The 21,365-nt window shown below is 53.8% G+C and carries 19 protein-coding genes; all 19 read left to right on the forward strand.

Annotation, left to right across the window (positions count from 1 at the left end; genetic code table 11):
• Positions 1-15 precede the first annotated feature (15 nt).
• The 19 genes from tsf (at position 16) to rpsO (ending at position 21,172) form a co-directional block, all read left to right on the forward strand.
• On the forward strand, positions 16-666 hold the full coding sequence (gene tsf / locus F1379_RS06705; RefSeq protein ID WP_150267723.1) for a translation elongation factor Ts: 651 nt from the start codon (positions 16-18) through the stop codon (positions 664-666).
• Positions 667-778: 112 nt separating this feature from the next.
• On the forward strand, positions 779-1,507 hold the full coding sequence (gene pyrH / locus F1379_RS06710; protein WP_066362084.1) for a UMP kinase: 729 nt from the start codon (positions 779-781) through the stop codon (positions 1,505-1,507).
• Positions 1,507-2,061 (forward strand): ribosome recycling factor, encoded by a 555-nt coding sequence (gene frr, locus F1379_RS06715; RefSeq protein WP_150267725.1) that lies wholly within the window; start codon positions 1,507-1,509, stop codon positions 2,059-2,061. Before pyrH ends, frr begins: the two co-directional genes overlap by 1 nt.
• Before the next feature lie 79 nt (positions 2,062-2,140).
• A complete protein-coding gene (locus F1379_RS06720) occupies positions 2,141-2,908 on the forward strand; it encodes an isoprenyl transferase (RefSeq protein ID WP_150267727.1) in 768 nt (255 codons plus the stop codon).
• Between the two features lie 19 nt (positions 2,909-2,927).
• Positions 2,928-3,731, forward strand: coding sequence for a phosphatidate cytidylyltransferase (locus F1379_RS06725; RefSeq protein ID WP_150267729.1), 804 nt, complete (start codon positions 2,928-2,930; stop codon positions 3,729-3,731).
• Between the two features lie 24 nt (positions 3,732-3,755).
• Positions 3,756-4,895 carry a 1-deoxy-D-xylulose-5-phosphate reductoisomerase gene (locus F1379_RS06730; protein WP_150267732.1) on the forward strand — a complete coding sequence of 380 codons (1,140 nt, stop codon included), beginning with the start codon at positions 3,756-3,758 and terminating at the stop codon, positions 4,893-4,895.
• 143 nt (positions 4,896-5,038) lie between these two features.
• Positions 5,039-6,313, forward strand: a complete 1,275-nt coding sequence (rseP, locus tag F1379_RS06735) for an RIP metalloprotease RseP (protein WP_150267734.1) — start codon at positions 5,039-5,041, stop codon at positions 6,311-6,313.
• Between the two features lie 65 nt (positions 6,314-6,378).
• The gene (proS, locus tag F1379_RS06740; RefSeq protein ID WP_150267736.1) at positions 6,379-7,827 is read left to right on the forward strand and encodes a proline--tRNA ligase; all 1,449 of its coding nucleotides are present in this window, start codon (positions 6,379-6,381) and stop codon (positions 7,825-7,827) included.
• A gap of 172 nt (positions 7,828-7,999) precedes the next feature.
• Positions 8,000-12,331, forward strand: coding sequence for a PolC-type DNA polymerase III (locus F1379_RS06745; RefSeq protein WP_150267738.1), 4,332 nt, complete (start codon positions 8,000-8,002; stop codon positions 12,329-12,331).
• 251 nt (positions 12,332-12,582) lie between these two features.
• Positions 12,583-13,050, forward strand: coding sequence for a ribosome maturation factor RimP (rimP, locus tag F1379_RS06750; RefSeq protein WP_150267740.1), 468 nt, complete (start codon positions 12,583-12,585; stop codon positions 13,048-13,050).
• A 26-nt stretch (positions 13,051-13,076) separates the two neighbouring features.
• Entirely contained in the window at positions 13,077-14,174 is a 1,098-nt protein-coding gene (gene nusA / locus F1379_RS06755) for a transcription termination factor NusA (RefSeq protein WP_150267742.1), read from the forward strand.
• 33 nt (positions 14,175-14,207) lie between these two features.
• On the forward strand, positions 14,208-14,516 hold the full coding sequence (gene rnpM, locus F1379_RS06760; RefSeq protein WP_150268130.1) for an RNase P modulator RnpM: 309 nt from the start codon (positions 14,208-14,210) through the stop codon (positions 14,514-14,516).
• Complete coding sequence (locus F1379_RS06765) at positions 14,509-14,832, forward strand: YlxQ family RNA-binding protein (protein ID WP_150267744.1); 324 nt, start codon at positions 14,509-14,511, stop codon at positions 14,830-14,832. Before rnpM ends, F1379_RS06765 begins: the two co-directional genes overlap by 8 nt.
• On the forward strand, positions 14,825-17,494 hold the full coding sequence (infB, locus tag F1379_RS06770; RefSeq protein ID WP_150267746.1) for a translation initiation factor IF-2: 2,670 nt from the start codon (positions 14,825-14,827) through the stop codon (positions 17,492-17,494). The genes F1379_RS06765 and infB overlap by 8 nt, the downstream gene beginning before the upstream one ends.
• 18 nt (positions 17,495-17,512) lie before the next feature.
• Positions 17,513-17,875: a 30S ribosome-binding factor RbfA gene (gene rbfA, locus F1379_RS06775; protein ID WP_150267748.1), complete on the forward strand. Its 363-nt coding sequence runs from the start codon at positions 17,513-17,515 to the stop codon at positions 17,873-17,875.
• A 12-nt stretch (positions 17,876-17,887) separates the two neighbouring features.
• Complete coding sequence (locus tag F1379_RS06780) at positions 17,888-18,865, forward strand: DHH family phosphoesterase (RefSeq protein ID WP_150267750.1); 978 nt, start codon at positions 17,888-17,890, stop codon at positions 18,863-18,865.
• A complete protein-coding gene (gene truB, locus F1379_RS06785) occupies positions 18,862-19,776 on the forward strand; it encodes a tRNA pseudouridine(55) synthase TruB (RefSeq protein WP_150267752.1) in 915 nt (304 codons plus the stop codon). Before F1379_RS06780 ends, truB begins: the two co-directional genes overlap by 4 nt.
• A 38-nt stretch (positions 19,777-19,814) precedes the next feature.
• On the forward strand, positions 19,815-20,762 hold the full coding sequence (locus tag F1379_RS06790) for a bifunctional riboflavin kinase/FAD synthetase (protein WP_150267754.1): 948 nt from the start codon (positions 19,815-19,817) through the stop codon (positions 20,760-20,762).
• Positions 20,763-20,902: 140 nt separating this feature from the next.
• Positions 20,903-21,172 carry a 30S ribosomal protein S15 gene (gene rpsO / locus F1379_RS06795; protein WP_150267756.1) on the forward strand — a complete coding sequence of 90 codons (270 nt, stop codon included), beginning with the start codon at positions 20,903-20,905 and terminating at the stop codon, positions 21,170-21,172.
• The last annotated feature ends 193 nt before the right edge of the window (positions 21,173-21,365 follow it).

A 21,365-nucleotide genomic window follows, 5' to 3' on the forward strand; every position in this document is an offset into this window, starting at 1 on the left:
TGGAGGGAATTAACAATGGCAGTAGATGCTAAATCCGTAAAAGAACTTCGTGAAAGAACAGGCGCAGGCATGCTGGATTGTAAGAAGGCACTGGAAGAAGCTGGCGGCGACATCGCCAAAGCCGCTGACCTGCTTCGTGAAAAAGGTCTCTCCGCAGCCGCTAACAAAGCTGGCCGCGTAGCTACTGAAGGCGTTGTTGAATCTTACATCCATGCCGGCGGACGTATCGGCGTACTGGTCGAAATCAACTGCGAAACTGACTTCGTAGGCAAGACTGACTCCTTCAAAGAATTCGCACGCGACATTGCGATGCAAATCGCTGCAGCCAGCCCACGCTATGTACGCCGCGAAGAAGTGCCTGCAGAAGAAGTAGAGAAGGAAAAGGAAATTCTTAAGGCGCAAGCACTGAACGAAGGCAAGCCTGAGAAGATCGTTGAAAAGATGGTCGAAGGCCGCATCTCGAAGTTCTATGAAGAATATTGCTTGCTGGAGCAATCCTTCGTGAAAGACCCTGACAAGACGATTTCCCAACTGCTGAACGAAAAGATCAGCACGATCGGAGAGAACATCTCCATCCGCCGTTTTGTCCGTTATGAGCTGGGCGAAGGTCTGGAGAAGAAAGTCGACAACTTTGTAGAAGAAGTAATGGCGCAAGTTAAACAATAATATTCCCGCCGGATTTGAAGCTGGAGCAGAATTGAATAAAGGCAAGCATCATAAGAGCGGAACACAGTCCAAATCAGTGTTCCGTCTTTTGTAAGAAAGTGAGGGTATACATTTGGAACAGCCGGTATTTAAGAGAGTCGTCCTTAAGGTCAGCGGAGAATCGCTGGCAGGACAAAATGGATACGGTATTGATGCCGATACGATTATTTCGATTGCAGAGCAGGTGAAGGAAGTCGTTGAGCTGGGAGTTCAAGTGGCCATTGTGTGCGGCGGCGGGAACATCTGGCGCGGGATCGCCGGCAGCGCAAGCGGCATTGACCGGGCTACTGCGGACTACATGGGTATGCTGGCCACGGTGATGAATTCATTGGCGCTGCAGGATGCACTCGAACAGATCGATGTGCCTACGCGGGTTCAGACCTCCATCTCCATGCAGCAGATCGCCGAGCCTTACATCCGCCGGCGGGCAATCCGCCATCTGGAGAAAGGCCGCGTCGTTATTTTTGCCGCTGGAACGGGTAACCCGTTCTTCTCGACGGATACGACGGCAGCGCTCAGAGCCGCCGAAATTGAAGCCGAAGTGATCCTCATGGCCAAGAATAAAGTGGACGGCGTTTACTCTGCTGACCCATTCAAGGACAGCACCGCCGAGAAGTATGAACAGCTGACCTACATGGATGTGCTGAACAAGAACCTCGGTGTCATGGATTCTACGGCTTCTTCCCTTTGCATGGATAACAATATACCGCTCATTGTGTTTGCTATTACGGAGCAAGGCAATATCAAACGTGTCGTTCTCGGTGAGAAAATCGGGACGATTGTTAAAGGGAGTGTAGATTAATGCCGCAAGCGGTGAAGAAAAATGCCGAAGAACGTATGGAAAAAGCGATCGGAGCACTGAAGCGCGATCTGGCGACATTGCGTGCGGGCCGTGCGTCCACAGCACTTTTGGACCGGATTCAGGTCGAGTATTATGGAGCGCCGACTCCTGTGAACCAGCTGGCCAACATCAGTACCCCGGATTCCCGGACACTGCTGATCCAGCCTTGGGACAGATCATCGCTATCCGATATTGAACGGGCGATTATGAAATCCGATCTGGGGCTGACGCCAGCCAACGACGGAACCATTATCCGCCTGAGCATTCCTCCGCTGACCGAAGAGCGCCGCAGCGAACTGGTGAAGCTGACGAAGAAATTCGGCGAAGAAGCGAAGGTAGCTATCCGCAATATCCGCCGCGATGCCAACGACGACATCAAGAAGATGGAGAAGAACGGCATCTCGGAAGATGAATCCCGCGGTCATCAGGAGGATATCCAGAAATCAACGGATAAGTTCATAGCCGAAGTCGATAAAGTGCTCTTGGCCAAAGAAAAAGAGATTATGGAAGTATAAGAATTTCAAGAGACTAAGAGGCCCCTCCGTTTATGGTGGGGTTTGTCTCTTTCTTAAGAAGAGCTTGGAGGAAACGGAAATGATCAAACGGGTTCAAGCGTGGCTGGGCCGTAAAGACGGGCAGCAGCCAGTCGAGATTTCACCGGACAATATTCCCCGGCATGTGGCTATCATTATGGATGGCAACGGACGATGGGCGAAGAGCCGCGGATTGCCGCGGATTATCGGACATCAGAACGGCATGAAGGCAGTCAAACGGGCGACGATCGCCGCGAATGATCTGGGCGTGGAATTCCTGACGATGTATGCTTTTTCAACCGAGAACTGGAAACGTCCTAAGGATGAAGTCGATTTTCTAATGCGTCTTCCTGTGGAGTTTTTGGCCATTGAGCTGGATGAGCTGATTGAGAAAAATGTCCAGGTGCGTGTGATGGGCGATGCCGATGCTCTGCCCGAGCATACCCGCAAGGCGATGGAGGAGGCGGTGGCCCGGACCCGGGAGAACACCGGACTGGTGCTCAACTTCGCTTTGAACTACGGCTCTCGCAAAGAGATTGAGGATTGCATGCGCAGTATGGGTGAGGACATCCGGGCCGGAGTGCTGGCGCCGGAGGAGATTACCTCGGAGCTTATCGACAGCAGGCTGTTATCCGGCGGCTTGCCCGATCCTGATCTGCTGATTCGGACGAGCGGAGAAATGAGACTCAGCAACTTTATGCTTTGGCAGGTCGCTTACAGCGAGCTGTGGTTTACGGATATCTACTGGCCAGAGTTCGACAAGACGCATCTACTGCAGGCGGTGGCGGAATATCAGCGCCGTTCGCGCCGGTACGGCGGATTGAAGTAGCCTGATGGGGGTTTGAATATTGAAGCAGCGATTGATTACCGGTATTTTAGCCGGAGCGTTGTTTTTGGGCATGTGCGTATGGGGAGGCTGGCCTTACCAGCTTTTGCTTGCGGCAATGGCACTTATCGGAACCTATGAATTTATCGTAATGACCGGAATACCGGCAGCGGGAGCGCTTGCTGCCCTGGCGTATCTCAGCGTACTTGGCTTTATGATTCCTTGGGGGCTGCTGGAAACCTCGCCCTGGTTCACATGGGAGCAGGGAATCTGGCTGCTGCTGCTGCTCTTCCTGCTGGTTACGGTGTTTACCAAAAACAAGCGGGATATTAAAATAGTCGCGCTTCTCTTTACGGGTATGCTATATATCGGGATGGGCTTTTCATACATGGGAGTGACCCGCGGTGCGGAGGACGGCCACGGCCTGCTGTGGACCTTTCTGCTCTTGAGCTGCATTTGGGGCAGTGACGCTGGCGCCTATTTTGTCGGACGCAGCTTTGGCAAGAATAAGCTCTGGCCGGCAATCAGCCCCAACAAAACCATCGAAGGCGCTTTGGGCGGAGTGCTTATTGCAATCGTCATCTCCGTCATTTATGCACTGGCCGCACCGGATGTTCTGACCATAGGGCGTGCGCTGCTTATTGGCGCTTCCTGCGCGGTACTCGGACAACTCGGCGATCTGGTTCAGTCTGCTTACAAACGGGTGTACGGCATCAAAGATTCAGGCTCACTGCTGCCAGGTCACGGGGGCATCCTGGACCGCTGCGACAGCTGGATCATCGTATTTCCTTTCGTACATATCGTAATGCTGATGCCTTACTATTAACGGGCGGGAAGAGGGTATAATCCAGTGAAAAAGATAAGTATACTCGGCTCCACCGGGTCAATCGGCACACAAACACTTGACGTTGTAGCCATGCACCCGGAGGACTTTGCAATAGACGGCCTTGCGGCCGGAAGCAATACGGCACTGCTCCTGGAGCAGTGCCGGCGGTTCAAGCCGCGCCGGGTCTCCGTAGGAAGCAAGGCGCTTGCTGATGAGATCCGCTCCAGTCTGCCTGACGGCACAGAGCTGTTCTATGGGGAAGAGGGACTGGTGGAAATCGCCGCCGGCGGTGAAGCCGAAATGATTGTTACAGCGCTTGTGGGCAGCGTCGGTCTTGAATCTACGCTCGCTGCCATTGAAGCGGGACGGAATATCGGCCTTGCCAACAAGGAGACGCTTGTTACGGCGGGTCACCTGGTCATGGAAGCGGTTCGCCGGACGGGTGTCAGCCTGCTGCCGGTCGACAGCGAGCATTCGGCAATCTTCCAGTGTCTGAACGGGGAGAACCGCAGAGACATTGCCGGAATTACAATTACCGCTTCCGGCGGATCTTTCCGCGACTATAGCCGGGCTGAACTGTCCAATGTGACTGTGGAAGACGCGCTGCGTCATCCCAACTGGAGCATGGGCGCCAAAATCACCATTGATTCGGCAACCATGGTGAATAAAGGGCTGGAGGTCATTGAAGCCCGCTGGCTGTTTGATTTGCCTTATGAGCAGATTCATGTGCTGCTTCATCCGGAGAGCATTATCCATTCGTTCGTCGAATTCCAGGACAGCAGCATTATCGCTCAGCTGGGCAGCCCGGATATGCGCGTTCCAATTCAATATGCGCTGACGTATCCACAGCGGCTGGTTTCTCCGGCCAAGAGCTTGTCCCTGGCAGAAACAGGCCGCCTTACCTTCCGGGAGATGGATCTGGTACGCTATCCGGCACTGCGGATGGCCATTGAAAGCGGCAAAGCCGGGGGGACGGCCCCAACGGCCTTCAATGCCGCGAACGAGATCGCCGTGGCGCGGTTTCTGCGCCGGGAAATCCCTTTCCTGCGCATTGAAGAGATCATTGATGAGGTGCTGCAGCGCCATCAGAATACGGCCAGTCCGGACCTGCAGCAGATCAAGGAATGCGATGCCGCTGTCCGTACGCTTGCTGCGGGGCTGTAATCGCGGAATTGTCTCACCGGCGGGAAGTGGACATCACCCTGTAAAAATAGACCGGGACAAGTGATTCTCTTGTGAAGGACCTTGGAATAATGATAAATTAAGAGGACATACTTCGGTCTTAACCAAAAGGGGGAATGTTACGCATGGAAATGGTAAGAGTCGTCTTTTTGACGGTGCTTATGTTCTTTGTTCTGGTGACGGTGCATGAATGGGGACATTATTTTTTCGCCAAGCGCGCCGGCATCCTGGTACGGGAATTTGCCATCGGTTTCGGTCCGAAACTGTTTTCCTATAAACGCAATGAAACCCAGTTTACACTTCGTCTGCTGCCATTCGGAGGATATGCCCGGATGGCCGGGGAAGATCCGGAAATTATTGAAATCGGTCCGGGACAGATGATTGCGGTCCGGCTGGGCCAGGACAACAAGATCAAGAACATATATCTCGATATGCTGGATACCCGCCGGAACGTGATCCGCGGAGAAGCGCAGCATACTGATCTTGAGAACGATCTGAAGATCAAGCTTGATGTAGACGGAGAAATCGTCACCTACGACGTTCATCCGCAGGCCATGCTGATCAAGGGCAGCCAGCAGACGCAAATTGCCCCCAAAGACCGCCAGTTCGGCAGCAAAACGGTCGGGCAGCGCGCACTGGCAATTGTGGCCGGCCCGGTCATGAACTTCCTGCTGGCCTTCGTGTTGTTTGCGCTCCATTTGCAGATGGCAGGCATCGCTATCGAGAACCCGACCTTTGTGAAGATTGGCGGAGTCAGCGCAGGTATGCCTGCGGAGGAGGCCGGTCTGAAGTCCGGTGACATCGTCGTTTCAATTGATGGTGAAACTATCGGCGGCGATTATGAGAAAATGATCGCCATGACTTCCGTCTCCAAGGGGAAGCCAATGGAATGGACGCTGAAACGCGGCGATGAGACCCTAAGCGTTACCATGACTCCTCGCAGCATGGAAGGGGAAGAGGGCGGCAAGGTGGGTATCACAACGGAGCTTCCAACCCGCAAGGTTGGTTTCGTTGAGACGATCACGCTGTCGGGGACGGCAATGGTCGATACGACTCAGCTGATCTTCACCGGTTTCAAACAGTTGATTAACAACTTTAACATGGATGATATCTCCGGTCCTGTCGGCACGGCCAAAATGACCGGCCAGATCGCTCAGCAGGGGATTGAATATTTGACGTATTGGGCAGCGATTCTCAGCCTGTACCTGGGCATCTTTAATCTGCTGCCGATTCCCGCACTCGATGGAAGCAGGCTAGTATTCCTGGGAGTCGAAGCCCTGCGCGGCAAGCCGGTTGATCCGGGGCATGAGGGTATGGTGCATTTTGTGGGCTTCGCCCTGCTGTTCCTGGTAATGATCGCCGTGACCTATAACGACATTCTGCGGCTCATATCCGGTTAAGTTGTACTGAATATATTACGAAGCAGCTGCCTCATTTCATGGGGCGGCAATGGAGGATTTCGCCAATGGCTAAAGAGAAGCAGTTCGTGACCGAAATTACGCCGCAGAGCGAGGATTTCTCACGCTGGTATATTGATGTAATCAAAAAAGGGGACCTCATGGATTACTCCCCTGTTCGCGGCTGTATCGTATTCAAGCCGGAAGGCTATGAAATCTGGGAGCATATTCAGGAGGAAATGAACCGCCGCCTGAAGGCAACCGGCCACCGCAACGCCTACTTCCCGGTATTTATTCCGGAGAGCTTTTTCCAGAAGGAGAAGGAGCATGTCGAAGGCTTTAATCCTGAGCTTCCGTGGGTTACGGAAGCCGGGGGCGACGTGCTGGAGGAACGGCTGGCGGTTCGTCCGACTTCGGAGACCATGTTCGGCCATATGTATTCCAAATGGATTCAGTCTTACCGCGACCTGCCGGTGCTGATTAACCAGTGGGCCAATGTGGTGCGCTGGGAGAAGCGTACACTTCCGTTCATCCGCACTACTGAGTTCCTTTGGCAGGAAGGCCATACCGCACATGAGAACGAAGAAGAAGCGCGCGAAGAGACGATGCGCATGCTGGAGAATTACCGTGATTTTGTAGAGAACTACCTTGCGATTCCGGTCATCACCGGGCAAAAAACGCCGTCCGAGCGTTTTGCAGGTGCGGTTGACACCTACTCCATTGAAGCCATGATGAAGGACGGACGGGCGGTTCAGGCGGCGACCTCGCATTATCTGGGCACCAAATTTGCCGTCGCTTTCGATATTCAGTACCTAAGCCGTGAGAATGTACTGGAATACGTGCACACCACCTCCTGGGGCTCCACGACACGCCTGATCGGTTCGCTAATTATGGTGCATGGGGATGACCGCGGGCTGGCACTTCCGCCGAAGGTGGCTCCGACCCAGGTTATTATGATCCCGATCGGTCCGCCGAAGACGCGCGAAGCGGTCATTGCCCGGACGGACGAGCTGTTCCAGCAGCTGAAGGATGCAGGTGTACGCGTACGTGTAGACGACCGTGCCGATCTGACACCTGGCTGGAAGTTCAATGAGTACGAAATGCGCGGTGTGCCGGTTCGTCTTGAGCTTGGCCCTCGCGATATGGAGAACGGCGTATGTGTGCTGGTCTCCCGCATTACCGGCGAGAAGAAGATTATCCAGCAGGAGAACCTGGTGGAAGAAGTCCAGGCTATGCTGGAGCAGGTTCACAAGGAAATGTACGAGCGGGCGCTGCAGTTCCGTGAAGATCATTTCTACTCGGTGGATACTTTGGAAGAAATGAAAAGCTCGATGGAAGAGAAGCGTGGCTTTGCGCTGGCCGGCTGGTGCGGGTCGGAAGAATGTGAATCCAAGGTCAAGGAAGAAACGGGTGCGGGCAGCCGCAACATCCCGTTTGAGCCGGCAGTAACCAAGGATACCTGCATTTGCTGCGGCAAGCCTGCAGCGCACACAGTAGTATTTGCCAAGGCGTATTAATCCGCCTGTTATATCAGATCAACTGAATGCTAGCTTCTGGCGAGCGAAGCCCGGCGGGCCGTCATACCCCGGTGCTTTTAGCTCACCGGAAGCTTTTTCTCATGGCGCTGCGGATGTCATCATGTTAATATTTTTATAGATTTATCTATGCGTAATGTTAGGCGGGGGAGGCATGGAACAGAACTTGGAGAAGAGAAAGCGATTTGAACTGTTGATGAAGCAGGCGGATATGCCGCCGGCGGTCATCGAACCCTATTTTTTGGACGGCATGATTGAACGAGTCGAGATCAGCCGTGAGAACCGCGACTGGCATATTGTCATTGCCAAGGAAAGTCTGGTTCCGGCCCAGGTGTACCGGACCTTTTGTTTGAGAACACGCGAGAAGCTGCAGCACATTGCCAAAGTCAGCTTCTTGTTCCTATATGATGAGAAGATTAACAAAGCAGATATCGTGTATGAATATTGGGGATTGTTCCTGGAATGGGTGCAGCGGGAGATTCCCTCGGTCAACGGCTGGCTGACCCGCTCCGGACAGGAATTGCAGGGCGATACGCTGCAGCTCAGCCTGAATGATTCCATGGCGCTGGAGCTTGCCCGCAAGAAAGGGATAGAAGGAGCGATTACGTCGTTCTATAACCGGTTCTTCGCATTGCCGCTTAAGGTGAAGATGTTTGTCGCCGAGAATGAGAGCAGCAAAGCGGAAGCGATTGAGGAATTCCAGCAGAAGCTGCAGCAGGAGCAGCGTGAGCTGGTGGAACTGATGATGATGGCCAGCAATGAGCCGGAGGAGCCTGCTGAGGAGATCGACCCGAACGAAGTTATCAAACTGCAGATTGGTTATGACATCAAGGAGCCGCCGGTGCCGATCGTGCAAATCCAGGATGAAGAGAAGAAAATCCCGGTACAGGGGGCGATCTTCGGGCTGGAGAGCAAGGAGCTGCGCAACGGCAATACTCTCTTTTCCTTCTGCATCACAGACTTTACGGACTCCCTGCAGATGAAGATGTTCGCAAAGACCAAGGAAGATCTGAAGATAATGGGGCAGCTGGCCAACGGCAAATGGGTCAAGGCACGCGGCAGAGTGGAATATGACCGTTTCATGCAAATTCCGGAGCTGGTGATGATTCCTTCGGACCTCACGGAGGTGAACGCGCCTCCTGCACGCAAGGACAACGCCAAACAGAAGCGGGTTGAATTCCATCTGCATACGACGATGAGCACGATGGATGCGGTGACGCCGATCGATGTCTATGTCAAAACAGCCGCCAAATGGGGTCATCCGGCCATCGCTGTGACTGACCATGGAGTTGTGCAGAGCTTCCCGGAGGCCAACCATGCCGCGCACAAGAACAAGATCAAAATGCTCTACGGGGTCGAGGCCAATATTGTCAACGATTCTGTTAGCGTGGTGGAGAATGCGCAGCCAATCGACCTTAAGACAGCCACCTATGTCGTCTTCGACATCGAGACCACCGGCTTGTCCATTACGCGTAATAACATTACCGAGCTCGCGGCGGTCAAGTATCAGGAAGGCAAGGAGCTGGACCGCTACACCACCTTCGTTAATCCGCATGAAAAAATACCGTATCATATTCAGCAGCTGACCAATATTACGGATGAGATGGTCAAGGATGCCCCGGATCTTGGACCGGTGCTGAAGCAGTTCGTGGAGTTTGTGGGCGACAGCATCCTGGTGGCCCATAATGCCAATTTTGATATGGGCTTTATTCAGGCGATGCTCGTGAAGCATGGCATGCCGACATTGCCTAACCCGGCGCTCGATACCCTGGAGCTGGCGCGCCTGTTGTTCCCGGCCATGAAGAACCACCGGCTGAACACGCTGGCCGACAAATATAAGGTTCTGCTGGAAAGCCATCACCGGGCGGTAGACGATACCGTGGCTCTGGGCGGCATACTGATTGGTCTCCTGGCCGACGCTGAGAAGCTGAAGGGCATTACCCGGCTGGACCAGATGAATGACTATGCAGGCAACGACCTGTCCAATGTCCGTCCGTTTCATTGCGGCGTTTACGCCCTTAATGAAGTGGGCAAAAAGAACTTATATAAGCTGATTTCTTTATCGCATACGCAATATTTCAAGCGGGTTCCCTGCATTCCGAAATCCAAGCTGGAGCAGCACCGTGAAGGTCTGCTGGTCATCTCGGGCTGCGAGCGGGGGGAATTCTTCGAGGCGGTTCTCAACAAAACGGTGGAGGAAGCCATAGAAGTAGCCGAGTTCTACGATGTGCTGGAGATTCAGCCGCTCACCATGTACATGCATCTGGTGGATAAGGGCTTCGTAGCTACGGCGGAGGATTTGCGGGATGTGGTGCGCAAGATTTGTGAGATCGGTGACCGAATGAACAAGCCCGTCATCGCTACGGGGAATGTGCATTATCTGGAGCCACGCGACAAGATGTTCCGTGATATTACGATACATGGAATCACTGGCTTCAGTCCGCTGAAGGATCAGCGCAAGCCGGATGCCCATTTCCGTACAACGGATGAGATGCTGGAAGAGTTTGCTTTCCTGGGTCCGGAAAAAGCGATGGAGGTCGTGGTTACCAATACCGTTGAGCTTGCCGAACGCTTCGAGGAATATGAGCTGTTCCCAAGCAAGCTGTTCACCCCGAACCTGGAGGGCGCGGATGAGGAAATCCGCCAGACCTGCTATGATACGGCGAAATCGATCTACGGCGAGGAATTGCCGGAGGTCGTGGTAGCCCGGCTGGAGAAGGAGCTGGCACCGATTATCAAGTACGGCTTCTCCGCGAACTATCTGATTTCCGAGCGTCTGGTTAAAAAATCAAACCGCGACGGCTATCTGGTCGGCTCCCGTGGTTCCGTCGGCTCCTCTGTGGTTGCCACCTTCCTGGGGATTTCCGAGGTTAATCCGCTGCCCGCCCATTACATCTGCAGAAATCCGGAATGCAAGCACAGCGAATGGTTCCTGGACGGCAGCGTGCCGAGCGGATTTGACCTGCCGGACAAGAACTGCCCGGATTGCGGCGGCAAGCTGAAGGGGGAAGGGCAGGATATTCCGTTTGAGACCTTCCTGGGCTTCAAAGGGGACAAGGTCCCCGATATTGACCTTAACTTCTCCGGGGAATATCAGCCGCAAGCCCACAATTTCACCAAAACGATGTTCGGTGAGGAGAACGTATACCGGGCCGGAACGATTGGTACGGTAGCCGAGAAGACAGCCTTCGGCTTTGCCAAAAAATATGAGGAGCATCATCAGAAGCATTGGCGGGGTGCAGAGCTGAACCGTCTGGCCTCCGGCTGTACCGGCGTCAAACGCAGTACCGGCCAGCATCCCGGCGGGATTGTCGTCGTTCCTGACTACATTGATGTGGAAGATATCACACCAGTGCAATTTCCGGCAGACGACGTGACCGCTGAGTGGAAGACCACCCATTTTGACTATCATGCCTTTGATGCGAATCTGCTCAAGCTCGACATTCTGGGACACGACGATCCGACGATGATGCGGATGCTGCAGGATTTGACGGGAGTCGATCCGACGACCATTCCGATGAACGATCCGAAGGTCATGAGCATGTTCAACTCCACCGAGGCGCTTGGCGTCACGCCGGATCGTATCCGTACACCGGTTGCCACTTACGGGGTTCCGGAAATGGGTACCAAATTCGTCCGGCAGATGCTGATCGAATCGAAGCCGTCAAGCTTTGCCGACTTGCTGCAGATTTCCGGTCTCTCGCACGGTACAGGCGTGTGGCTCGGCAATGCGCAGGAGCTGATTAAGAATAACACCTGCAACATCAAGACGGTTATCGGCTGCCGTGACGATATTATGCTGTATCTGATCTATAAAGCGGGTATGGATGCCGGCCTTGCCTTCAAAATTACGGAGAGCGTGCGTAAGGGGAAAGGGCTCAGCGCTGAATGGATCGAGGAGATGAAGAAGTGCAAGGTGCCGCAATGGTACATTGACTCCTGCCTGAAGATCCAGTACATGTTCCCGAAGGCGCATGCGGCGGCTTATGTTATATCTGCTGTGCGCACCGCTTATTTCAAGCTTTACCATCCGATTGAGTTCTATGCGACATATTTCTCCGTCCGCGCGGCGGACTTCGACATCGAGCTGTGCTGCCAGGGCTATGACGCCATTTTGCGCCAGATTGTCGAAATAGAAGGCAAGGGCTTCGCGGCCCAGCCGAAGGAAAAAGCGCTGCTGCCGATTCTTGAAATGGCACTTGAAATGACTGCGCGCGGGTTCACGTTCCAGAGCATTGATCTGTACCGTTCGCAGGCTACCCGCTTTACCGTGGACGGAACAAGCCTGATTCCGCCGTTCTCGGCGCTGGCCGGTATCGGTGAGAATGCGGCGATCAACATCGCCGCTGCGAAGGACGCGGGAGAATTCCTCTCCATCGAGGACTTCCAGCAGAAGTCAAAGGCAAGTAAGACTATCATTGAGCTGCTGACGGGTATGGGCTGCTTCCGCGGCCTGCCGGAGAGCAACCAGCTGTCCCTTTTTTAGCCCAACAAATTAGTCCCACGAAGTGGAGAGATTTCTTCGAAGATTACTCAGGTACTTTGCGGGGACCCCGAGATAACGCCCCACAAAGTGGAGCTGCCCCCTTCGTCAAGGGCCGGCACTTGTCAGTCCGGGAGCACTATGGTATAATTTTTTTGGTAATAATGAGATAAGTCCGTTGTGTAAAGAGTGGGGAAACCCACTCTTTATCTTTGGTATATAGCAAAAGACAAGTTCGTGGAGGTAATTTTCTTTTGAGCACACCCAAATCCAAAATTAAACAAACGGTAGAGCAAATGCTCGGCTCCTATCTCGAGGAGAATGGTTTTGAACTGGTTGACGTGGATTACGTAAAGGAAGGCTCGAACTGGTTCCTGCGCATATTCGTGGACAAGGAAGGCGGCATTGATATCGATGACTGCGGCGCCATCAGCGAAGTTCTCAGCGCGCGGCTGGACGAGAACGATCCGATCCCGGAAGCCTATTTCCTTGAAGTTTCCTCGCCCGGGGCGGAGCGTCCGCTGAAGAAGGCCGCCGATGTGGCCAAGGCGGTGGGCAAGGATGTATATGTGACGACCTATGAGCCTATTTCCGGCCTCAAGGAATTCGAGGGCCGTTTGCTTTCGTTCGAGAATGAGGAAATGCTCATCTCCGCGGGCAAAAAAGAACATGTAGTGCCGTATGCCAAAGTCGCCAGCGCGAGATTGGCCATTATTTTTTGATGTCTTGAAAGGGGGACCGGAATTTCATGAGTATGGATTTTATTGAAGCTATGAATGAACTGGAAAGGGAGAAGGGCATCAGCAAGGATGTGCTGTTTGAAGCCATCGAAGCTGCGCTGATCTCCAGCTATAAACGCAATTTCAATGCGGCGCAGAACGTGCGTGTCGATATGAACCGCAATACCGGCGTTATCAAGGTGTTCGCCCGCAAGCTGATCGTCGAAGAGGTGCTGGATTCCCGCACCGAAATTTCGCTGACGGCAGCCAGAGAGATCAACCCGCACTTCCAGCTGGAAGATGTGGCCGAGCTTGAGGTTACCCCGCGCGATTTCGGGCGCATTGCCGCCCAGACCGCCAAGCAGGTGGTGACCCAGCGTATCCGCGAAGCGGAACGCGGACTTATCTATAACGCCTTTATCGATAAGGAAGAAGACATCGTAACCGGTCTTGTTCAGCGCCAGGATCTCCGCAACATCTATGTGGATCTCGGCAAAATCGAAGCCGTTCTGCCGCTCACGGAGCTGATGCCCGGCGAGAAGTTCAAACAGGCTGAACGGATTAAGGCGTATATTACCAAAGTGGAGAATACGACCAAAGGACCGCAAATCCTGCTGTCCCGCAGCCATCCGGGGCTGCTTAAGCGTCTGTTCGAGCTGGAGGTTCCGGAGATTTTTGACGGGGTGGTAGAGATCCGTTCGGTGGCCCGTGAAGCCGGCTTCCGTTCGAAGATCGCTGTCTTCTCGCGCAACCCTGAGGTAGATCCGGTTGGCTCATGCGTAGGTCCGAGAGGAACGCGGGTACAGACCATCGTAACCGAGCTCCGCGGCGAGAAGATTGATATCGTCCGTTACTCGGAATCGGTAGAAGAATATGTGGCGAACGCGCTCAGCCCGTCCAAGGTGCTGGAAGTACAAGTGTTCGAAGCCGAAAAGATGGCCCGGGTCATTGTGCCTGACTATCAGTTGTCGCTCGCCATTGGCATTAAGGGCCAGAATGCCCGTCTTGCCGCCAAGCTGACCGGCTGGAAAATCGACATCAAGAGCGAAACCCAGGCGGAGCAGGAATTCGGCAGACCGAGAACTTCTAATGATGAAATGCATCAGGATTCCGTCTCCATCGATTAATGCATTAATTATTGACGGGAGGCGTTAATGATGGTGAAGCAAAGAAAGGTGCCGCTGCGCAAATGCGTGGCCAGCCAAGAAATGATGCCGAAGAAAGAGCTGATCCGTGTGGTCAGAACTCCCGAAGGCGAAGTCATGATTGACCTGACCGGTAAAAAGTCGGGACGGGGTGCCTATATCTGCGGTAAACTGGAATATTTCAAGCTGGCGCAGAAGACCCGGGCGTTTGACCGCGCTTTGAAATGCCAGGTCAGTCCGGAGATTTACGCCCAGTTAATCAGAGACTTTGCTTCCGTGGAGGATGAATTTCTGGCGGCGAAGGATCGTGAGGAAGATGAGTAAGGCACTATCTTATTTAGGGCTTGCCATGAGGGCAGGCAAGATTGTCACCGGCGACGAGAGCGTACTGAAGGCAGTGCGTACTCGGGAAGCGAAGCTGGTCGTTCTAGCGGGTGACGCTTCAGATAATACCCAAAAAAAGTTCCGTGATAAATGCGGAACATACGATATTCCACTAGTCATCGCATCTGACCGGGATGAGCTCGGTGCAAGCATTGGTAAAGACCAGCGCGTAGTGCTGGCCGTTACGGACAAAGGATTCGCGGAAATGGTCTCCAAAGCGTTCGGAGATACAGTCGGAGGTGGAGTTATTGACTAAAGAAGATAACAAAGATAAACTGCGCGTGTACGAATATGCGAAATCGCTGAACATGAGCAGCAAAGAAATTATTACTATTCTGAAGCGTTTGAATGTTCCTGTGAATAACCATATGAGTGTAATGGAGAACGATTCTGTTTCCAAAGTGGAGCAATTCTTCAAGGACATTAAATCGAACGCGGCAGCCAAACGGGAGGGCGGCGCCAGCAGCCGTCCGGCAGTAGTCCAAGCAACTGCAGAACCGCAAGGTGCCAACAAAATACAATCGGAAAAGCAGGTAGGTATGAACAGTAACCATAACAACAACCAATCGACAACGTCACAAAGGCCACAGAGCGGACAAGATTCCCGCCGACCATCAGGAAATGGACAGAATTCCCGTCCGCAAGGAAGCTCGCAAGGAGGAAGCCGTCCGCAGGGCTCACAAGGCGGCAACCGTCCGCAGGGTAGCTCGCAAGGCGGCAATAGACCGCAAGGAAGCTCCCAAGGAGGAAATCGTCCACAAGGTAGCTCGCAAGGAGGAAGCCGTCCGCAGGGAGGCCAAGGCGGCCAAGGGGGCGGCAATCGCCCACAGGGCTCGCAAGGCGGCAACAGACCGCAAGGCGGTTCGCAGGGCAGCCGTCCACAGGGTGGACAGCAAGGCGGCGGCAACAGACCGCAAGGCTCGCAAGGCAGCCGTCCGCAAGGGCAAGGCGGCGCACCACGCAGCGGCCAGCCGGCGCAGGACTTCTCGCGCAGCGGCGACAGAACTCAGAAGAAGAATGTTCCCGGCGGCAGAGCAGGAAACGGTAACCAGAAACGGTTCGAGGACGGTAAGAGCGGAGGCAACAATTACCGCAGCCGGCCAGGCAACAAGAATAACCGCGGCAGAAACCAGCAGCAGACTGAACGCCGTGAAAAGATCGACAATACACCGAAGAAGATTATCGTACGCGGCAACATGACAGTCGGCGAAACCGCCAAACTGCTTCATAAAGACGCTTCGGAAGTAATCAAGAAGCTGATCCTGATGGGCGTAATGGCCACTATCAATCAGGAGCTGGACATCGAAACGATCCAGCTGCTTGCCGGCGAGTTCGGTGTTGAAGTGGAAGTGAAGATTCCAGTCGACGAAGACACCTTCGAGAACGTTGAAGAGAATGATTCCGAAGAGGATCTGCAGTCCCGTCCTCCGGTAGTCACCATCATGGGTCACGTTGACCACGGTAAAACCACGCTCTTGGATGCCATCCGCTCCACTAACGTAACCGGCGGAGAAGCCGGCGGGATTACCCAGCATATCGGTGCCTATCAGGTTGAAATCAACCAGAAGAAGATCACCTTCCTGGATACTCCGGGCCACGAAGCGTTTACTGCAATGCGTGCCCGCGGCGCGCAGGTAACCGACATGACGATCATCGTTGTGGCTGCCGATGACGGCGTAATGCCGCAGACGGTAGAGGCGATCAACCACGCCAAGGCCGCTGGATTGCCAATCATCGTAGCTGTTAACAAGATCGACAAGCCGGGTGCCGATCCGGATCGCGTGAAGCAAGAGCTGACCAATTATGAGCTGGTACCGGAAGAGTGGGGCGGCGATACGATCTTCGTCAACCTGTCCGCGAAGCAGCGCATTAATCTGGAAGAATTGCTGGAAATGATTCTGCTGGTTGCCGAAGTTAATGAATACAAGGCGAACCCTGATAAGCGTGCGCGCGGTACGGTCATTGAAGCCGAGCTCGATAAGAGCCGTGGACCGGTTGCCCGTATCCTTGTGCAGAATGGTACGCTGAAAGTCGGAGACGCCTTTGTTGCGGGTAACTGCTTCGGACGCGTCCGTGCCATGGTCAATGATAAGGGCCGTAAGATCAAGGAAGCGGGTCCTTCTACACCGGTGGAAATTACCGGTCTCACGGAAGTGCCGGGAGCGGGCGATCCGTTCATGGCCTTCGAGGATGAGCGTAAGGCACGCGCTATTGCTGACCGCCGTTCGATCTCGCATCGTCAATCCGAGCTGAACACGAATACGCGTGTAACACTCGATGATCTGTTCAAGCATATCAAAGAAGGCGAAATCAAGGACCTCAACGTCATTATCAAAGCTGACGTGCAAGGTTCCGTTGAAGCCCTCAAGGGCTCGCTTGCTAAGATTGAAGTTGAAGGCGTGCGGGTAAAAATTATTCACAGCGGCGCCGGTGCGATTACCGAATCCGACATTACCCTGGCTGCGGCATCCAACGCCATTGTGATCGGCTTCAACGTTCGTCCGGATGCGCAGACGAAAGCGACCGCCGATCAAGAGAAGGTGGATGTGCGTCTGCATAACATCATTTACAATGTCATTGAGGAAATCGAGAGTGCCATGAAGGGTATGCTCGATCCGATCTTCAAAGAAAATATTATCGGCCATGCTGAAGTACGTAATATCTTCAAGATCAGTAAAGTGGGTAACATTGCCGGCTGTATGGTAACTGACGGCAAAATTGCCCGTAATGCTGAATTGCGCCTGATCCGTGGCGGCATCGTGGTGCATGAAGGCAAGGTTGACACCTTGAAGCGCTACAAAGACGATGCCAAAGAAGTGTCGCAAGGGTTTGAATGCGGCATAACTTTGGAACGCTATAATGACATCCAAGTGGGTGACATCATCGAAGCGTTCATCATGGAAAAGGTTGAGCGCTAAGCAAAGAGGTGAATGCATATGTCTAAAATCAGAGCCGGACGGGTTGGCGAGCAAATCAAGAAGGAGCTCAGCCAGCTTATCCAAAGCGGACTGAAGGACCCGCGTGTCGGGTTCGTTACAGTCACCGGTGTCGACGTGACCAGCGATCTGTCGCAGGCCAAGGTATACCTTAGCGTATTTGGTGACGAGGAGCAGAAGCAAAGCTCGCTGAAGGCGATTGAGAAAGCGAACGGCTATCTCCGCTCGGAGCTGGGTAAGGTGATCCGCCTGCGCCATACGCCAGAGCTGATCTTCAAATTTGACGAGTCCGTAGCCTACGGCAGTCATATCGAGAAGCTGCTTGGCGAGATCGGCAAAAGCGAAGAGAGCCAGGATAAATAAAGGAGACGGCGAATGCAGAGCTATGAACAAAGTCTCCGGCAGACCCGTGAGTTTCTGCTGGAACACGACGATTACCTTGTAGTGTCGCATGTTCAGCCGGACGGAGATGCAGTCAGCTCCACCCTAGCGGTGGGCTGGCTTCTCTCATGTCTGGGCAAAAAATACACCATGCTGAATGAAGGCCCGATACCGCAGCGGATGAAGTATCTGTGGCATGCTGATGATATCATCAACATGACAGAAGGCGGATTGAACCGTACCTTCAGTCATGTCATCTGCGTGGATTGCGCCGATTTCCAGCGTGTGGGATTAACCAAAAGCTACTTCGCGGTGAACTGCCTCATTCTGAACATTGACCATCATCCCACCAACAACGGTTATGGTTCCCTGTCGCTCATTAAGCCGGATGCGGCGGCGACGGCGGAAATTCTGTTCGACCTGCTGAAGACCTTTCAGGTCGAGTGGGATCTGGATATCGCTACCGCCATCTATACCGGCCTGCTAACCGATACCGGGGGATTCCGGTATACCAACACTTCCCCTAAAGTTATGGCTGCTGTGTCTGAGCTTCTTGCGCTGGGAGTCAATGGTCCTCTGCTGGCGGAGACGCTGCTTGAGGAAATGACCCTTGCGCAGGTAAAGGTGCTGCAGCGTGCGTTAAATACATTGGAGATGACGCCGGACGGTCAGATCGCCTGGGTGTACGTGACGCCGCAGGATATGCTGGATTGCGGCGCGGCCAATGAGGATCTGGAGGGAATCGTCAATTATCCGCGCAATATCCGCGGCGTTGAGGTCGGGATCTTGTTCAAAGAGATCAACGGCCAGGCGGTTAAAGCCAGTCTGCGATCCGCCGGCAAGGTGGATGTAGCGGCTCTGGCTCAAGTGTTTGGCGGCGGCGGCCATACGCGGGCGGCAGGTGCCCGGATCGACGCTCCGCTGGCACAGGCGATTCCGCTTGTGCTTGAGGAGGTTAAGCGGCATTTATGAGTGAGCTTACAGGCGTACTCGCAGTTCATAAGCCGGCCGGCTTCACCTCGCATGATGTTGTAGCCAAGGCGCGGCGAATCCTGGGGATGAAGCGGATCGGACATACCGGTACGCTCGACCCGCAGGTGACGGGAGTGCTCCCGATCTGTCTCGGCAGAGCTACCCGGGTGGTGGAATACATTCAGGAGCTGCCGAAGGAGTATGTGGCGACACTGCGGCTGGGATTGTCCAGTGATACCGAGGATATGACCGGCACCATCACCGAGTCGGTGGATGAGGTGCAGGTTACAGAAGCCCAGGTACAGACGGTGCTGCAAACGTTCGTAGGCACCATCTCCCAGGTTCCGCCCATGTATTCAGCGGTGAAGGTTGACGGCAAGCGGCTCTATGAACTTGCCAGAGAAGGCAAGACCGTTGAACGCAAAAGCCGTGAAGTGGAAATCTATGAGATTGAGATGACCGAAATGGTCTGGAACGGCAATTATCCCGATATTACCTTTCGGGTGTTGTGCTCCAAGGGTACATATATCCGTACGCTCTGCGTGGATATTGGGCGGGCGCTCAGTCTCCCGGGGGTTATGGTAAGTCTGACGAGGACGATGTCCGGCGGCATTCCACTCAGCCGTTGTCTGACCCTTGAGCAGATTGCAGAGTATCAGGCAGACGGTACGCTGCAGAACTATTTGATTGCCGCCGATGAGGCGATTGCCCACCTGCCGCGTCATACCGTAACGGAAGAGAAGCAAAAAGCGGCGGTGCAGGGTCAACGGCTCTCTGCCAAGGCGGTCATTCCAGAAGTCGAGTCGGCGGGGCATTTCCGGCTTTACGATCCCGCCGGTGAATTTCTGGGGATTTATGAGCGGGACGACAGCGGGGCGATTGCTCCGGTAAAAGTGTTCGCTCAGGCATAACCGTTAATTTTATTTGTGAATTGTAGGTGAGAAGCAGCGTGAGAACGATCAACTTAAGCTATCCATTGCCTCCGGAGACTGTGGCACAGTGGGCCCGGCCGCAGGTGGCTGCACTCGGACAGTTTGACGGACTGCACCGCGGACATGCCAGCGTCATCGCTTCGGCTGTTACTTCTGCCCGCCGGGAAGGTGTACCGGCAGCGGTGATTACGTTTCATCCGCATCCGAAGGATGTGATGGGCAAGGGTGATTATGACGGATATTTGACTCCGCCGCGGGACAAGCAGGAGCTGCTGGCCGCAATGGGTGTCGATCTATTATATATCATTGAATTTAATGAACAGCTGTCCCGGGTCAGCCCGCAGGATTTTGTCACCGGCATGCTGCTGCCGCTGCAAATTACAACCGCCGTGGTCGGGTTCGACTATCGCTTCGGTTACAAAGGCGAAGGCGATGCCGACATGCTTCGTGAGCTTGGCTCCGGCCATATGAAGGTGGAGACAACGCCTCCTTATCTGCTTACAGGTGAGAAGGTCAGCAGCTCAGGCATCCGCAAAAGCCTGCAATCCGGAGATCTGGAGCGGGCCAACGCCTGGTTCGGCCGCTGCTACCATCTGCGGGGAACCGTCGGGCACGGGGAGAAGCGCGGGCGGACGATCGGCTTTCCCACGGCGAATCTGCAGCTTGAGGACCGCTATGTTATTCCTGCCAAAGGCGTATATGCAGTAAAAGTGCATCATGAGGCGGCTGTATTATACGGCGTCATGAACGTCGGTGTGAAGCCAACCTTTCATGAGGGTGTTACCGCACCGAGCTTCGAGGTGCATCTGTTTGATTTTGCCGCAGATATCTACGGCCAGGAGCTGATGGTGGAGCTGGTGTCCTTTATCCGGCCGGAACGCAAGTTCACCTCCATTGATGCACTGATCGCGCAAATCGCGGACGATGCGGAAACTGCCAAACAGCTGCTGGAATATCATTCATAAACATGACGTTTACTTTTGCAGGCAGAAATGCTATACTGATTAACGTTGCTGGAAAGACAGCATCATAACCTTGGCTTGGTTGCCCGTTCTCACCGACGGCTACGAGGCCAGAGGCGATTATAATGAAGGAGGTGAACAGGATGGCATTGACTCAAGAACGTAAACACCAATTGATCGACGAGCACAAAACTCATGAATCCGACACTGGATCCCCAGAGGTGCAAGTTGCTATCCTTACGGAAAATATCGTAAACTTGACAAACCACTTGCGTACGCACAAGAAGGATCACCATTCCCGTCGCGGACTGCTCAAGATGGTTGGACAACGTCGTAAATTGCTGGCATATCTGAAGAACAAAGATGTGCGTCGTTACAGCGCCCTGATCGAGAAACTGGGATTGCGTCGTTAATTTTCCATAAGATGACCCTTAAAGCAGCCTGGTTGTATACCGTATGTCCTTAATTGTGAGGTACAGCGGGACAGCCGGGTTGCTTTTTGAAAATTTAGGGAAAACTTTAACAGTGGCTTGCTTTCGCAGAACCACAGAAACCAAACGGCTGGTGCAATATTGCAGGACAAGCCGTTTCTTCTTTTATGATATC

The organism is Paenibacillus tepidiphilus, assembly GCF_008635795.1.
Taxonomy (GTDB): domain Bacteria; phylum Bacillota; class Bacilli; order Paenibacillales; family Paenibacillaceae; genus Paenibacillus_AQ; species Paenibacillus_AQ tepidiphilus.

Bases quoted from the DNA above. Each gene is read 5' to 3' on its own strand.
- tsf (WP_150267723.1), top strand. From the start codon at position 16: ATGGCAGTAGATGCTAAATCCGTAAAAGAACTTCGTGAAAGAACAGGC.
- frr (WP_150267725.1), top strand. From the start codon at position 1,507: ATGCCGCAAGCGGTGAAGAAAAATGCCGAAGAACGTATGGAAAAAGCG.
- F1379_RS06720 (WP_150267727.1), top strand. From the start codon at position 2,141: ATGATCAAACGGGTTCAAGCGTGGCTGGGCCGTAAAGACGGGCAGCAG.
- rseP (WP_150267734.1), top strand. From the start codon at position 5,039: ATGGAAATGGTAAGAGTCGTCTTTTTGACGGTGCTTATGTTCTTTGTT.
- proS (WP_150267736.1), top strand. From the start codon at position 6,379: ATGGCTAAAGAGAAGCAGTTCGTGACCGAAATTACGCCGCAGAGCGAG.
- F1379_RS06745 (WP_150267738.1), top strand. From the start codon at position 8,000: ATGGAACAGAACTTGGAGAAGAGAAAGCGATTTGAACTGTTGATGAAG.
- nusA (WP_150267742.1), top strand. From the start codon at position 13,077: ATGAGTATGGATTTTATTGAAGCTATGAATGAACTGGAAAGGGAGAAG.
- F1379_RS06765 (WP_150267744.1), top strand. From the start codon at position 14,509: ATGAGTAAGGCACTATCTTATTTAGGGCTTGCCATGAGGGCAGGCAAG.
- rbfA (WP_150267748.1), top strand. From the start codon at position 17,513: ATGTCTAAAATCAGAGCCGGACGGGTTGGCGAGCAAATCAAGAAGGAG.
- F1379_RS06780 (WP_150267750.1), top strand. From the start codon at position 17,888: ATGCAGAGCTATGAACAAAGTCTCCGGCAGACCCGTGAGTTTCTGCTG.
- truB (WP_150267752.1), top strand. From the start codon at position 18,862: ATGAGTGAGCTTACAGGCGTACTCGCAGTTCATAAGCCGGCCGGCTTC.
- rpsO (WP_150267756.1), top strand. From the start codon at position 20,903: ATGGCATTGACTCAAGAACGTAAACACCAATTGATCGACGAGCACAAA.